This is a genomic window from Actinomadura sp. GTD37 (genome assembly GCF_041951365.1).
Lineage (GTDB): Bacteria > Actinomycetota > Actinomycetes > Streptosporangiales > Streptosporangiaceae > Spirillospora.
This window is the reverse complement of the sequence record NZ_JBGNUS010000004.1, coordinates 218,985-233,425: the sequence shown is the minus strand read 5'-3', so window position 1 is coordinate 233,425 and position 14,441 is coordinate 218,985. Positions and strand designations below refer to the sequence as shown.

Below are 14,441 nucleotides of genomic sequence, written 5' to 3'. Positions count from 1 at the left end.
CTGAGCAGGCACGGAAGCAAGATCAGGACGGAACGTGCATTAGCCGCACTGGGCGCTCGGGGGGCTTTCCGGGTGCGGGGTGATGGGCGGGAGAACTCTTCGCTGGGTGATAAAGCGGAAAGCGGAACTGTGGGGTCGCGGCAGATCACTGCTTGTGGTCGCGGGGCATAATCCCCGGCGTGACCAGTGCGCCGCCGTTGAATGAGGACTTCCGGCTGGTCGAGGCGCTTCAGGCGCAGCGGCCGGGGGCGGTCGGCCACGTCTACAACGTGTACGGGCCCGAGCTGGTCGCGTACGCGGAGGAGCTGCTCGGTGATCGCGAGCGGGCGGTGGAGGCCGTCCGGGACGCGCTGCTCGGGCTGCCGAAGACGCGGGTGCCGGACGCGGGGACGTTCCGGGACCGGCTCTACGAGCTGGTGCGCGACCGGTGCCGGGAGGCGCCGCCCGTGTGGGGGTGGGGGCGGCTGGCGCTGATCGGCGGCCTGGCGGCCGCGGTGACGCTGACCGGCGGGATGATCGTGCTGTTCGAGTCCACCGAGGCGGAGCCGTCGCCTTCGGCCGCGCCGCCGGTGGCCATGGCCGCGCCCGAGTCGCCGACGCCCACCGCCACGTCCACGCCGACGCCCGAGGACGAGGCCGGGAAGGACGCGCCGAAGAAGGCGAAGCAGTCGTCCAAGCCGAAGAAGGCGCGCAAGGGGCCGAGTGGGCCCGGACGGTTGTCGGTGAACGATTCGGGCTGCCAAGGGGTCCGGGCGGCCGGTTCGCCGACGCGGTGCTACATCCGGCTGACGGCGGCCGGAGGCGCCGTGAAATGGTCGGTGGCCTCGGTGCGGGACAGGGCCGGGCGGGTCAGCGCGGGCGGCTCCGGGACGCTCGCCGCCGGACGGTCGGCGTCGGTCGCGGTGACCGTGAGCCCGACCGTGCTCTGCTACGTGGGCGGGCGCGGCAGCGGGACGGTCTCGTTCGCGCCGGGCGGCACCGCGACCGTGACCTACACGTGCTGGCGGCGGTAGGGCTTATCGGGGTTTAACCTGCCGGGCGGCATGCTCGGGGGATGCGTGTTCTGGTCGTTGAGGACGAGCGGGTGCTCGCGGACGCCATCGCCGAGGGGCTCCGCGACGAGGCCATGGCCGTCGACGTGGTGTACGACGGGGACGATGCGCTGGAGCTGGCCTCCTACAACGAGTACGACGTGGTCGTCCTCGACCGGGACCTGCCCACGGTGCACGGGGACGACGTCTGCCGGGAGCTGGTGGCGCGGCGCGGCCCCGGGCGGATCCTGATGCTGACGGCGGCCGGGGACGTCGGCGACCGGGTCGACGGGCTGTCGCTCGGCGCCGACGACTACCTGCCGAAGCCGTTCGTGTTCAGCGAGCTGGTGGCGCGGGTGCGGGCGCTGGCGCGGAGGTCGGGGGCGCCCGTGCCGCCGGTGCTGGAGCGCAGGGGGATCCGGCTCGATCCGCACCGGCGGAGGGTCGCGCGGGACGGGCGGGAGCTGCGGCTGACGAAGAAGGAGTTCGCCGTGCTGGAGGAGCTGATGCGGGCGGAGGGCGGCGTGGTGTCGGCCGAGCGGCTGCTGGAGCGGGCGTGGGACGAGAACATCGACCCGTTCAGCAACATCGTCCGGGTCACGATGGCGACGCTGCGGCGCAAGCTCGGGCAGCCGCCGGTGATCGAGACGGTGACGGGCTCCGGCTACCGGCTGGAGGCGCGGTGAGGAGGCCGGCGGTGGAGCGGCTCAGCGTCCGGACGCGGCTGACCCTGGTGTACGGGTCGCTGTTCCTGGTGATGTCGGCGGTGCTGGTCGCGGTCACGTACCTGCTGACCGTCCGGACGATGGACGACCGGTTCTCGGCCCGCGACATCGACCCCGATGCGCTCACGCGGCTGCGGGCCGTGGCGGTGAACGGCGACATCAGCCAGCTGATGGCGGTGAAGGCCGACGCCAACCGGCAGCTGGCGCAGCAGAAGCGGGACGTGCTGGCGCAGCTGCTGCAGAGCTCGCTGGTGACGATGCTGGTGGTCGGCGTCCTCGCGGTGGTGATCGGGTACCTGGTCGCGGGGCGGACGCTGCGGCCCCTGCACACGGTGACGGCGACGGCGCGGCGGCTGTCGGAGAGCAACCTGCACGAGCGGATCGCGCTGGACGGCCCGCAGGACGAGATCAAGGACCTGGCCGACACGTTCGACCGGATGCTGGACCGGCTGGACCGCGCGTTCGACGCCCAGCGCCGGTTCGTCGCGAACGCCTCGCACGAGCTGCGCACGCCGCTGACCATCAACCGGACGGTGCTGGAGGTCGCCCTCGCCAGCCGGAGGAGCCCGCCGGAGACGAAGGCGCTCGCGGACGTCCTGCTCGGCAACACCGCGCGGCACGAGCGGCTCATCGAGGGCCTGCTGCTGCTCGCGAAGTCCGAGCGGGAGCTCGGCACGCGGACCGGCACTCCCCTGCCGGACGTGGTCCGCAGCGCGCTCGACCAGCTCGGCGACCCGGCGGTGGACGTCGAGGCGAGGCTCGCGCCGGCGGCCGTGACCGGCGATCCCGTCCTGCTGGAGCGCTGCGCGGTGAACCTGCTGGAGAACGCCGTGAAGTACAACGTGCCGGACGGCCGGGTCTGGGTCCGCACCGGGACGCGGGACGGCGCGGCGTTCCTCCGGGTCGTCAACACCGGGCGGCCCGTCCCCGCCTACGAGGTCGCGGCGATCTTCGAGCCGTTCCGGCGGCTGCGCGCCGACCGGACGGGGTCGCGGGACGGCGCGGGCCTCGGGCTGTCCATCGTGCGGGCGGTGGTGCGCGCGCACGGCGGGACGATCGAGACCGTCCCGCGCCCGGACGGCGGCCTGTCGATCACAGTCCGGCTGCCCGCGGCCGCGGCCATTCCACCCGCCCCTCCGGCCGCGGCTGTTCCGGACGCGCGCTGAGCCAGCGGTGCACGACCTTGCCGGTCGCGTTGCGCGGCAGTTCGGGGATGAAGTGCACGTCGCGCGGCACCGCGTACCGGGCGACCTGCGCGTGCACGTACTCGCGGACGGCGCCGGCGTCGAGCCGGGCTCCGGGCCGCAGGACGATGTAGGCGGCGAGCCGCTGCCCCCAGTCGTCGTCGGGGACGCCGGTGACCGCCGCCTCGTGGATCTCGGGCAGCCGGAGCAGCGCGTCCTCGACGTCCTGCGGGACGATGTTCTCGCCGCCCGACACCACCATCCCGTCGCTGCGGCCCTCCACGAACAGCAGGCCGCGGTGGTCGACGTGGCCGAGGTCGCCGGTGGCGAGCAGCCCGTCGCGGACCTCCATCGGCTCGCCGCCCGTGTAGCCCTCGAACAGCAGCTCGTTCGCGGCGAAGATCTGGCCGCGGGTGGAGCGGCCGACCCGGCGGCCGTCGGCGTCGACGATGGCCAGCGCGGTGTTGCGCGGCGGGCGCCCGGCGGTGCGCGGGTCGAGCCGCAGGTCGTGCGGCGTGGCGATGGACACCCAGGACGCCTCGGTGGACCCGTAGACGTTATAGAGCCGGTCGCCGAACGCGTCCATGAAGCGGGTGGCGAGGTCGCCGGGCAGCGCGGCGCCGCTCAGCGCGAAGATCCGCAGCGAGGACGTGTCGTAGCGGTCGCGGACGTCCGGGGGCAGCTCCAGGATCCGCTGGCACATGACGGGGACGGCGAACACGGTGGCGTCGCGGTGGGACGTGATGGCCCGCAGCGTCTGCTCGGGGTCGAACCGGCGGTGCAGCACGACGGGCGCCCGCAGCGCCCACGCCATCTGCAGGGCGGCGTACCCCCAGGTGTGGAACAGCGGCGCCTCGACGATCATGGTCTGCCGGGTGCGCAGCGGGATCCGGGACGTCATCGAGGCGAGCGGCCACAGACCGGGCCGGGGCGGGCGGCGGGCGCCCTTGGGACGTCCGGTGGTGCCCGAGCTGAGCATGATGGTGCGGCTCTGGATCTGCGGCGGCCCGGCCGCGGCGGCGGCCGCGGGCGCCGAGCGGATGATCTCCTCGATGCTCGGGCCGGGCCCGGCGGCGGGCCGCGGGACCGCGTCGGCGGCCGGGCGCGGCGCGGGCGGGAGCGCCGCGAGCGGGACGGGCGCGGCGAGCGGCATGTCGGCGGCGGGGCGGCGGTCGGCCCACAGCACGTTCCGGCGCAGCGCGATGGGCACGTTGGCCAGCAGCGGCGCGAACTCGGCGTCGGCCACAATGAGGGCGGGGCGCAGCTCGCCGAGCACGGCGCGGATCTGGCCGGTTCCGAACCCGGTGTTGAGCAGCACGACCTCGGCGCCGCGCCGCGAGCACGCGATGAGCGTCAGCGCCATGCCGCGGTGGTTGCGGCACAGGACGCCGACGCGCGGGCGGGGCCCCTGCAGCGGCAGCCCGGCGGCGAGGCGGGCGGCCCGCTCGTCCAGCTCGGCGAACGTGAGGACGCCCTCGTCGTCGATCAGCGCGGGGCGGGACGGGGACCGGGCGGCGGCCGCGGCGACGAGCCCGGCCATCGTGGTGCCCCAGCTCCGCAGCGTGCCGACCTGCCGGACCATGCGGCGCGGCCCGCCGGCGAACAGCAGCCCGGTGCGGACCAGGAGCGCGGTGAGATCGCGGATATGCCCGATCCGCCGGCGCATCCCCGGCCGGTACACGGGCCTCGCGTGCGTCACCGTACCTCCCCTCCTCGCCACGGTACTCACCCGTCAGGGGCCGAACAAGGGCACCGCCAGGTCAGTGGTTACTGACGAGTAGCATTATTGGTTACCAGTGAGTAGCATCGCTGGCGCGGGTACTCGCGCCGCCCGGCCGAGGGCGGCACGAGCCTCGACGCCCCGCGTCGGGCCCGCCCCTTCACCCGCCCACCGCAGGGAGGACGACACCGTGCCTCGCACCGCACGCGACGTCGTGTTCGTCGACGGCGTCCGCACGCCGTTCGGCAAGGCCGGCCCCAAGGGCCTGTACGCGGAGACGCGCGCCGACGACCTGGTCGTCCGCGCGATCCGCGAGCTGATGCGCCGCAACCCGTCCCTCCCGCCCGAGCGGGTGGACGAGGTCGCGATCGCCGCGACCACCCAGACCGGCGACCAGGGCCTGACGATCGGGCGGTCCGCCGCCGTGCTCGCCGGGCTGCCCAAGAGCGTCCCCGGCTACGCCGTCGACCGGATGTGCGCGGGCGCGATGACCGCCGTCACCACGTCCGGCGCCGGGATCTCGTTCGGCTCCTACGACGTCGTCATCGCGGGCGGCGTCGAGCACATGGGACGGCACCCGATGGGCGAGGGCGTCGACCCGAACCCGCGGTTCCTCGCCGACCGGCTCGTCGACCCGTCCGCCCTGGTCATGGGGTCGACGGCGGAGAACCTGCACGACCGGTTCCCCGGCATCACCAAGGAGCGCGCGGACGCCTACGCCGTGCGCAGCCAGCAGAAGGTCGCCGCCGCCTATGCGGCCGGGAGGATCCAGCCCGACCTCGTGCCGACCGCGATCCGCTCCGCCGAGAAGGGCTGGGGGCTCGCCACCGAGGACGAGCCGCCGCGCCCCGGCACGACGCTGGACGACCTCGCGAAGCTGAAGACCCCCTTCCGCGTGCACGGCAACGTCACGCCCGGGAACGCCGCCGGGCTCAACGACGGCGCCACGGCCTGCCTGCTGGCGGCCGAGGACGTCGCCCGCGGCCTCGGCCTCGCGCCGAAGATGCGGCTGGTCGACTTCTCGTTCGCCGGGGTGGAGCCGGAGGTCATGGGCGTCGGGCCCGTCCCCGCGACCGAGCGGCTGCTCGCCCGCAACGCCCTGACCATGGACGACATCGGCCTCATCGAGATCAACGAGGCGTTCGCGGTGCAGGTGCTCGCGTTCCTGGAGCACTTCGGGATCGCCGACGACGACGCGCGGGTGAACCCGTGGGGCGGCGCGATCGCGCTCGGCCACCCGCTCGCCTCGTCCGGCGTCCGGCTGATGAACCAGCTCGCCCGCCAGTTCGAGGAGCGCACCGACGTCCGATACGGGCTGACCACGATGTGTGTGGGCATGGGCATGGGCGGAACCGTCCTCTGGGAGAACGCCAACTGGGGGGAGAGCAAGTGAGCAGCCTTGCGGAAGTCTTCAGCGACGAAGTCGTGACCCACGCGCGAGTACGCGACGTCACGCTGCCCTACAGCGCGGGCACCCTCGCGCTCATCACGCTGGACAACGGCTTCGACCACACCAAGCCCAACACGTTCGGCCCCAACGGCCTCGCCGAGCTGAACGCCGCCATCGACACGATCGCCGGGCGCGGCGACATCGCGGCCGTCGGCGTCGTCGGCAAGCCGTTCATCTTCGCGGTCGGCGCCGACCTCAAGGGCGTCCCGCTCATCGCGAGCCGGGACGACGCGCAGGCCATCGGCAGGCTGGGCCACGACGTGTTCCGGCGGCTCGGCGAGCTGGACGTCCCGTCCTTCGCCTACTACAACGGCGCCGCGATGGGCGGCGGCGTCGAGATCGGCCTGCACTGCACGTACCGGACGATCTCGTCCGGCGTCCCGGCGTTCGCGCTGCCCGAGGCGTTCCTCGGCCTGGTGCCCGGCTGGGGCGGGACGTACCTCCTGCCGAACCTGATCGGCGCGGAGAAGGCGCTCAAGGTCGTCATCGAGAACCCCCTCGCCCAGAACCGGACGCTGAAGGGCCGGCAGGCGTACGAGCTGGGCATCGCCGACGCGGTGTTCGACCCGGCCGACTTCCTGGAGGAGTCGCTCGCCTGGACGGCCCGCGTCCTGAACGGCGACATCGCCGTCACCCGGCCCGAGGTCGACAAGGGCAAGGCGTGGGACGACGCCGTCGCGATGGCCCGCTGGAACGTGGACGGCAAGCTGCACGGCGCCGCACCGTCCTTCACCCGCGCGCTCGACCTGGTCGCCGCCGCCAAGGACCGCACCCGCGACGAGGGCTTCGCCGCCGAGGACGAAGCACTCGCCGACCTCATCATGAGCGACGAGCTGCGCGCCGGGCTGTACGCGTTCGACCTCACCCAGAAGCGCGCGAAGAAGCCCGCCGGGGCGCCCGACAAGTCCCTCGCCCGCGACGTCGCCAAGGTCGGCGTCGTCGGCGCCGGCCTGATGGCCTCGCAGCTCGCGCTGCTGTTCGCGCGCCGCCTGGAGGTTCCGGTCGTGCTGACCGACCTCGACCAGGAGCGCCTGGACAAGGGCGTCGGCTACGCGCACGGCGAGATCGACAAGCTGCTCGGCAAGGGGCGCGTCTCCCCCGACGCCGCGAACCGCCTCAAGTCGCTCATCACCGGCTCGCTGACCAAGGACGCGTTCGCCGACGCCGACCTCGTCATCGAGGCGGTCTTCGAGGAGATGTCGGTCAAGCAGAAGGTGTTCGCCGAGGTCGAGGAGCACGTCTCGGCCGAGTGCGTCCTCGCGACCAACACCTCGTCCCTGTCGGTCACCGAGATGGCGTCGAAGCTGAAGCACCCCGAGCGGGTCGTCGGCTTCCACTTCTTCAACCCGGTCGCGGTGCTGCCGCTGCTGGAGGTCGTCCGGGGCGAGCGGACCGGCGACGCGGCGCTCGCCACCGCGTTCGCGACCGGCAGGGCGCTGAAGAAGTCGTGCGTGCTGGTCGAGGACGCCCCGGCGTTCGTGGTCAACCGCGTCCTGCTGCGCCTGCTCGCCGAGATCGTCCAGGCGGTCGACGAGGGCACCCCGATCGAGGTCGCCGAGCGCGCCGCCGCGCCGCTCGGCCTGCCGATGCCGCCGTTCGTGCTGATGGGCCTGGTCGGCCCGGCGATCGCGCTGCACGTCAACGAGACGCTGCACGGCGCGTTCCCGGACCGGTTCCCACTGTCGGGCAACCTCGCGAAGATGGTCGCGGCCGGCAAGTCCGGCGTCTACCTGCCGGACTTCTCCCTCGACCCCGAGGTCGTGGAGATCTTCGCAGGCGGGACGAGCCCGTCCACCGAGGCGCAGGTCCTCGACCGGGCGCTCGCCGCGCTCGCCGAGGAGATCCGCGTCATGCTGGACGAGGGCGTCGTCGCCGCCGCGCAGGACATCGACCTGTGCATGATCCTCGGCGCCGGCTGGCCGTTCCACCTCGGCGGCATCACCCCGTACCTGGACCGGTCGGGCGTCGCGGAGCGGGCGGCCGGCCGCCGGTTCCTGGAGCCGGGGGTCGCCTCCCTGCCCGCCTGACCCACGCCGCTTCCTCCGGGGAAGGGGCGTTCCGAGCCGCGTTCGGAACGCCTCTTTTCCGGCGTTTCCGCACGTCATGAACGTCGGCGCGGTCGGCCTGATCATAAGCCGCGCACATTTGGGCATACGGCTGACGGCCGGGTCCACGCGGCCATGACGGAGCACCCGTCATGACGAGCGGGTCATGACGGGCGAGAGGGAACGCGGAGAGGCGCCGAGGATGAACCTGCTGCGCACGAAGTCGGTCGAGCAGTCGATCCGGGACACCGAGGAGCCCGCGCACCGGCTCCGCCGGGCGCTGTCCGCGCTCGACCTCACCGTCTTCGGCGTCGGCGTGATCATCGGGACGGGCATCTTCGTGCTCACCGGGCAGGTCGCCCGGGAGAAGGCCGGCCCCGCGGTCGCGCTGTCGTTCATCCTCGCCGCCGTCGTGTGCGGGCTCGCGGCGCTCTGCTACGCCGAGTTCGCCTCCACCGTCCCGGTCGCGGGCTCCGCCTACACCTTCTCCTACGCCACCATCGGGGAGTTCCCGGCCTGGATCATCGGCTGGGACCTCATCCTGGAGATGGCGCTCGGCGCGGCGGTGGTGGCCGTCGGCTGGTCCGGCTACTTCGCGTCGCTGCTGGACGACGTCGGAGTCACGGTCCCGGCGTCGCTCGCCGCCCCGCCCGGCGACGGCGGGACGGTGAACGTCCCCGCCATCGCCCTCGTCGCCCTGGTGACCGTCCTGCTCATCCTCGGCGTCAAGATCTCCTCGCGAGTGAACGCGGTGGTCGTCGCGGTCAAGGTGTCCATCGTGCTGCTGGTGATCTTCGCCGGGCTGTTCTTCGTCAAGGGCGCCAACTACGACCCGTTCATCCCGCCCTCGAAGTCGACGCCGGAGGTGAGCGGCCTCTCCGCGCCGCTCATGCAGGTGCTGTTCGGGTTCACGCCGTCCAGCTTCGGATGGCTCGGCATCTTCGCCGCCATCGCGATCGTCTTCTTCGCCTACATCGGGTTCGACATCGTCGCCACCGCCGCCGAGGAGGCCCGCCGCCCGCAGCGCGACCTGCCCATCGGCCTCATCGGCTCCCTGATCATCACCGCGGTCCTGTACGCCGCCGTGTCGACCGTCGTCGCCGGCATGCAGAACTACAAGGAGCTGAGCACCGACGCGCCGCTCGCCGACGCGTTCAAGTCCGTCGGGCATCCGGTGTTCGCCACCGTCATCGACGTCGGCGCCGTCATCGGCCTCACCAGCGTCGTGCTGATCCTGCTGCTCGGGCAGAGCCGCATCTTCTTCGCCATGGGACGGGACGGCCTCCTGCCGCCCTGGCTCTCGGCCGTCCACCCGCGGTTCGGCACGCCCTACCGCTCGACCGTCATCATGGGGACCGTCGTCGCCGTCCTCGCCGGCTTCATCCCGCTCGCCAAGCTCGCCGAGCTGGTCAACATCGGCACGCTGTTCGCGTTCCTCGTCGTCTCGATCGCCGTGGTCGTCCTGCGCCGCACCCGCCCGGACCTGCCGCGCGCGTTCCGCACCCCGCTGGTGCCGTTCGTCCCGATCCTGTCCGTGCTCGCCTGCCTGTTCGTGATGATCAACCTGCCGGTGGACACGTGGCTGCGGTTCGTCGCCTGGATGGCCGTCGGCGTCGTCGTCTACGCCCTCTACGGGTACCGGAACAGCCGGGTGGGACGCGCGCGGACGATCTCCGCCAAGTCCTGACGGCGCACCCGCCGTGACCGGCCCGGACCTGCAGTGACAGGGGTCACGGTATGCATTTGACCGCCGGATGGGCACAATGACCCGCATGGGTTCTCCAGTGCTCGTCGCGGTGATCGGTTCCGGCCCGGCGGGGATCTACGCCGCCGAGGCTCTCGTCAAGCAGGCCGAAGGCGACGTCCGGGTGGACGTGTTCGACCGGCTGCCGACGCCGTACGGACTGGTCCGCTACGGCGTGGCGCCCGACCACACGTCCATCAAGTCGATCGCCCGGTACCTGCAGCGGGTCCTGGAGAATCCCGCGGTCCGGTTCTTCGGCTGCGTCGAGCTCGGCCGCGACATCACCCGGGCCGACCTGCTCGACTGCTACGACGCCGTCGTCTACGCGACCGGCGCGATGGTCGACCGCCAGATGCGCATCCCCGGCGAGGAGCTCCCCGGCAGCATCGCCGCAACCGACTTCGTCAACTGGTACTGCGGGCACCCCGACGCCGCCGACCACGAGTTCGACCTGTCGGTGGAGGAGGTCGCGGTCATCGGCGTCGGGAACGTCGCCGTCGACGTCGTCCGCATCCTCGCCAAGACGGCCGAGGAGCTGCGCGACACCGACGTGCCCGAGCAGGTCATCGAGGCGCTGTCGCGCAGCCGGGTCAAGCGCGTCCACATGATCGGGCGGCGCGGCCCCGCGCAGGCGAAGTTCACCACGAAGGAGGCCCGCGAGCTGGGCGAGCTGCCCAACGCGAGCATCCACGTCCGGCCCGAGGACATGGAGCTCGACCCGGCGAGCGCCGAACTGGCCGCGAGCGACCGCAAGACCGGCGGCAACATCAAGGCCCTCGGCGCCTGGACGGGCGAGCCCGCCCCCGGCCGCGCCCGCCACATCGACGTGCGGTTCTGGCGCGCCCCCGCCGAGATCCTCGGCGCCGACCGCGTCGAGGGCCTCAAGCTGGAGCGGACCCGGCTGGACGAGTCGGGCCGCGTCACCGGCACCGGCGAGTTCGAGACGCTCCCCGTCGGCCTGGTGCTGCGCTCCGTCGGCTACCAGAGCGTCCCGCTGGACGGCGTCCCGTTCGACGAGCGCTCCTTCGTCGTCCCGAACGAGGGCGGCCGCGTCCTCGGCCCGGACGGCGCGCCCGTCCCCGGCGAGTACGTCGCCGGGTGGATCAAGCGCGGGCCGTCCGGCGTCGTCGGCACCAACAAGTCCGACGCGGCGGAGACCGTCCGCAACCTCCTGGAGGACGTCGCCGGCGCCGGGACGACCCCGAAGCGCACCATCGAGGAACTGCTGGAGGCGCGCGGCCTGCCCGTCGTCACCTACGCCGACTGGCTCAACCTCGACGCCGCCGAGATCGCGCTCGCGCGCAGCCTCGACCGCGGCGAACGCGTCAAGCTGGCCCGCTGGGAGGCGATGACGTCCGCGTGCCGCCGCGCGGAATGACACGCGGGTAATTCGCCGCCGTGCGAAGATCCCACCGGGAAAGTAGTGACGGACATGTGACGCGGACGCTACGGTGCGGCGTGTGACCGGCGGTCCAGAACTGTACGGGTTCCCCCCACCCGAGACGGTCCCCGACCTCAGGTGGCTGGGCCCCGACTATGTGTCCGTACTCGTGTACGACCTGACGCAGGGGCTCCTCCGCCAGGACCCCCGCACGTCCATCATGGGCGTGCGGTGCGAGGGTCGGCCCGAGCTCGCCCCTTCGGTCGACCCGGCGGGCGTCATCCGCGCGCACGACGCCTGCTTCCCGCTCCAGGTCTTCGTCCAGGACGGCGCCGGGCGCCCCTGGCGCCTGCGCGGGCGATGGACGTACTCGGGACGCGGACTGGGCACGTCCGGCGCGTCCATCACCCACTTCTGGCAGCTGCTGTCCGCGGACGGCGTCTAGCCGCGCCGGCCGGCCGTGCCCGGGTCAGGGCCGCTCGTCGGACGTCTCCGACGCCTGCGAGCTCTCGGCGCTCTCGGCGTCCGTCGAGGTGATGCGCGCGACCGACTCGGTGATGTCGCGGGCGAGCGCCTGCGGCGTCAGGCCGATGTCGGTGAGGATCTCGTCGCGCGACGCGTGGTCGAGGAACTCCTGCGGGATGCCGAACGTGCGGATCGGGACGTCCAGCTCGGCGTCGCGCAGCATGCGGGCGACGGCGTCGCCGACGGCGCCGGTGCGGCCGTTGTCCTCGGCGACGGCGACGAGCGCGTGGTCGCGGGCGAGGTCGAGCAGCGCCGGGTCGAGCGGCTTCACCCAGCGCGGGTCGACGACGGTGACGCCGATGCCCTGCGCGGAGACCAGGCCGGCCGCCTCGACCGCGGGCGTCGCCATCGCCCCGGCGGCGACCAGCAGCACGCGGGTGCCGTTGGAGCCGTCGTGGCGGGCCAGCACGTCCATCTCGCCGGCCTTGCCGATCGCCTCGACGTCGTCGGCCGCCGGGCCCTTCGGGTAGCGGATCGCGGTGGGCCCGTCGGAGACGGCGACGCACTCGCGCAGCAGCTCGCGCAGCCGCGCGCCGTCGCGCGGGACGGCGACGCGCATGCCCGGGACGAGCTGCAGGATCGACATGTCCCACATGCCGTTGTGGCTGGGGCCGTCGCTGCCGGTCACTCCGGAGCGGTCCAACGCGAACGTGACCGGCTGCTTGTGCAGCGCCACATCCAGCAGGACCTGGTCGAACGCGCGGTTGAGGAACGTCGCGTACAGCGCCACGACCGGGTGCAGGCCGCCCATGGCGAGCCCGGTCGCGGACGTGACGGCGTGCTGCTCGGCGATGCCGACGTCGAAGATGCGGTCGGGGAACGCCTCGGCGAACGGGGCGAGCCCGACCGGGTAGAGCATCGCGGCGGTGATGCCGACGACGTCGCGGCGCTCCCGGCCGATCGCGACCATCTCCTCGCCGAACACCTTCGTCCAGCCGGGGCCCGCCTTCTTGGCGACGAACTTGCCGGTGGCGGGGTCGAACGCGCCGGGGCCGTGCATGCAGTCCTCGGTGTCGTTCTCGGCGGGGGCGTAGCCGCGGCCCTTGGTGGTGATGCAGTGCACGATGACCGGGCGGCCGAACCCGCGGGCGCGGCGCAGCGCGCGCTCGACGGCGTCCTCGTCGTGGCCGTCGATCGGGCCGACGTACTTCATGCCGAGGTCCTCGAACATGGCCTGCGGCTGGAGGACGTCCTTGAGGCCCTTCTTGATGCCGTGCAGCGCCTCGTAGGTGAGGTTGCCGACGACGGGGGCGCGCGGAACCGTCTTCTTGATGAGGTCGAGCGCGTTCTCGTAGCCCTGGGTGACGCGCAGGTCGGCGAGGTGGGACGCGAGCCCGCCGATGGTCGGCGAGTAGGACCGGCCGTTGTCGTTGACGACGATGATGACGGGGCGGTCGACGCCGGCGGCGATGTTGTTCAGCGCCTCCCAGCACATGCCGCCGGTCAGCGCGCCGTCGCCGACGACCGCGACCACGGCGCGGTCGTCCTCGCCGCGCAGCTGGAACGCCTTGGCGAACCCGTCCGCGTAGGACAGGACGGTCGAGGCGTGCGAGTTCTCGATGACGTCGTGCTCGGACTCGGCGCGGCTCGGGTACCCCGACAGCCCGCCGCGCTTCTTCAGCAGTTCGAAGTCGCGCCGGCCGGTGACCATCTTGTGCACGTAGGACTGGTGCCCCGTGTCGAAGAGGATCCGGTCGTGCGGCGAGTCGAAGACGCGGTGCAGCGCGATCGTCAGCTCGACCACGCCCAGATTGGGCCCCAGATGCCCGCCGGTCTTGGAGACCGCCTGGACGAGGAACTCGCGGATCTCCTCCGCGAGCCGAGGTAGTTGAGCGGCGTCCAGTCGCTTGAGGTCGGCGGGACCTGTGATCGAGTCCAGCAGGCTCACTCGTGTCAACTCCTCCGTCGGGGACCGGTCTCCCCTGGCTCGGGCCGTTCCGAGTTTAATCCCGGTTCGCCCCCGACGCGCCGAAGGCGGCCCGCGCGCCGGGTGTGAAAAGACTGACCCTCGCGGCAGGGATGGGGTAGGAGTAGAGCATGGGCGTCGAAGAGATCGTGCTGCTCAACGCGGACGACGAAGCCGTCGGAACCGCTCCGAAGAGCGCCAGCCACCATAGGGACACGCCGTACCACCTGGCTTTTTCATGCTTTGTGGTGGACACGGAGGGTCGTGTCCTGATCACTCGGCGCGCCCTGGACAAGCGCACCTTCCCCGGCGTCTGGACGGGGAGCTGCTGCGGGCATCCGGGGCCCGGCGAGAAGCTGCGCGACGCGGTGCTGCGCCGCCTGCGGGACGAGCTGGGCATGCCGGAGGCGTCGCTCACGTCCGTCCTGCCGAGGTTCCGGTACCGGGCCGTCGCCGACGACGGGACCGTCGAGCACGAGCGGTGCCCCGTCGTGCGCGCGACCGTCGCGGACGGGTCCGTCCGCCCGAACCCCGACGAGGTCGAGGCGGCCGAGTGGTGGACGTGGGAGCGCTGCCTGGACCTCGCGCACCGTCCCGAGTCCTCGCCCTGGTACCGGCTGCAGCTCGCCGAGCTGGCGCCGCTCGGCGCCCCGCTCGACTGGCCGGACGCGGGCCGGGAGGAGCTGCCCCCCGCCCTCGCCTGGTAGCCGCGGTGACGCGCATCACCGCT

11 protein-coding genes are annotated in these 14,441 nt (G+C 72.8%); 9 read left to right on the top strand and 2 right to left on the bottom strand.

Annotated features, from left to right (window positions below; all coding sequences use genetic code 11):
- Positions 1-179 precede the first annotated feature (179 nt).
- The 3 genes from ACA511_RS22695 to ACA511_RS22685 are packed head-to-tail and all read left to right on the top strand — an operon-like array spanning position 180 to position 2,922.
- Entirely contained in the window at positions 180-1,013 is an 834-nt protein-coding gene (locus ACA511_RS22695) for a hypothetical protein (RefSeq protein WP_375026574.1), read from the top strand.
- A 41-nt stretch (positions 1,014-1,054) separates the two neighbouring features.
- A complete protein-coding gene (locus ACA511_RS22690; RefSeq protein ID WP_375026573.1) occupies positions 1,055-1,717 on the top strand; it encodes a response regulator transcription factor in 663 nt (220 codons plus the stop codon).
- Between the two features lie 11 nt (positions 1,718-1,728).
- Entirely contained in the window at positions 1,729-2,922 is a 1,194-nt protein-coding gene (locus tag ACA511_RS22685; protein WP_375026572.1) for a sensor histidine kinase, read from the top strand.
- Here ACA511_RS22685 and ACA511_RS22680 read toward each other — a convergent pair.
- Positions 2,849-4,639, bottom strand: coding sequence for an AMP-binding protein (locus ACA511_RS22680; RefSeq protein WP_375026571.1), 1,791 nt, complete (start codon positions 4,637-4,639; stop codon positions 2,849-2,851). The two genes, ACA511_RS22685 and ACA511_RS22680, sit on opposite strands and share 74 nt — an antisense overlap.
- A gap of 211 nt (positions 4,640-4,850) precedes the next feature.
- Between ACA511_RS22680 and ACA511_RS22675 the strand changes: the two genes are divergently transcribed.
- From ACA511_RS22675 to ACA511_RS22655, 5 genes are all read left to right on the top strand, one after another.
- Positions 4,851-6,053: a thiolase family protein gene (locus ACA511_RS22675; protein ID WP_375026570.1), complete on the top strand. Its 1,203-nt coding sequence runs from the start codon at positions 4,851-4,853 to the stop codon at positions 6,051-6,053.
- The gene (locus ACA511_RS22670) at positions 6,050-8,137 is read left to right on the top strand and encodes a 3-hydroxyacyl-CoA dehydrogenase NAD-binding domain-containing protein (protein WP_375026569.1); all 2,088 of its coding nucleotides are present in this window, start codon (positions 6,050-6,052) and stop codon (positions 8,135-8,137) included. Before ACA511_RS22675 ends, ACA511_RS22670 begins: the two co-directional genes overlap by 4 nt.
- A gap of 220 nt (positions 8,138-8,357) precedes the next feature.
- The gene (locus ACA511_RS22665; protein WP_375026941.1) at positions 8,358-9,842 is read left to right on the top strand and encodes an amino acid permease; all 1,485 of its coding nucleotides are present in this window, start codon (positions 8,358-8,360) and stop codon (positions 9,840-9,842) included.
- A gap of 85 nt (positions 9,843-9,927) precedes the next feature.
- Positions 9,928-11,277 (top strand): FAD-dependent oxidoreductase, encoded by a 1,350-nt coding sequence (locus tag ACA511_RS22660; RefSeq protein WP_375026568.1) that lies wholly within the window; start codon positions 9,928-9,930, stop codon positions 11,275-11,277.
- Between the two features lie 82 nt (positions 11,278-11,359).
- The gene (locus tag ACA511_RS22655) at positions 11,360-11,725 is read left to right on the top strand and encodes a hypothetical protein (RefSeq protein ID WP_375026567.1); all 366 of its coding nucleotides are present in this window, start codon (positions 11,360-11,362) and stop codon (positions 11,723-11,725) included.
- A 24-nt stretch (positions 11,726-11,749) separates the two neighbouring features.
- Here the strand turns inward: ACA511_RS22655 and dxs are convergent, their stop codons facing one another.
- On the bottom strand, positions 11,750-13,693 hold the full coding sequence (gene dxs / locus ACA511_RS22650; protein WP_375026566.1) for a 1-deoxy-D-xylulose-5-phosphate synthase: 1,944 nt from the start codon (positions 13,691-13,693) through the stop codon (positions 11,750-11,752).
- A 149-nt stretch (positions 13,694-13,842) separates the two neighbouring features.
- Between dxs and idi the strand changes: the two genes are divergently transcribed.
- Complete coding sequence (gene idi / locus ACA511_RS22645; protein ID WP_375026565.1) at positions 13,843-14,418, top strand: isopentenyl-diphosphate Delta-isomerase; 576 nt, start codon at positions 13,843-13,845, stop codon at positions 14,416-14,418.
- Positions 14,419-14,441: the final 23 nt, after the last annotated feature.

Excerpts from the sequence above, each read along its gene's own strand:
- ACA511_RS22660 (WP_375026568.1), top strand. The coding sequence starts at position 9,928 with ATGGGTTCTCCAGTGCTCGTCGCGGTGATCGGTTCCGGCCCGGCGGGG.
- ACA511_RS22690 (WP_375026573.1), top strand. The coding sequence starts at position 1,055 with ATGCGTGTTCTGGTCGTTGAGGACGAGCGGGTGCTCGCGGACGCCATC.
- ACA511_RS22665 (WP_375026941.1), top strand. The coding sequence starts at position 8,358 with ATGAACCTGCTGCGCACGAAGTCGGTCGAGCAGTCGATCCGGGACACC.
- idi (WP_375026565.1), top strand. The coding sequence starts at position 13,843 with ATGGGCGTCGAAGAGATCGTGCTGCTCAACGCGGACGACGAAGCCGTC.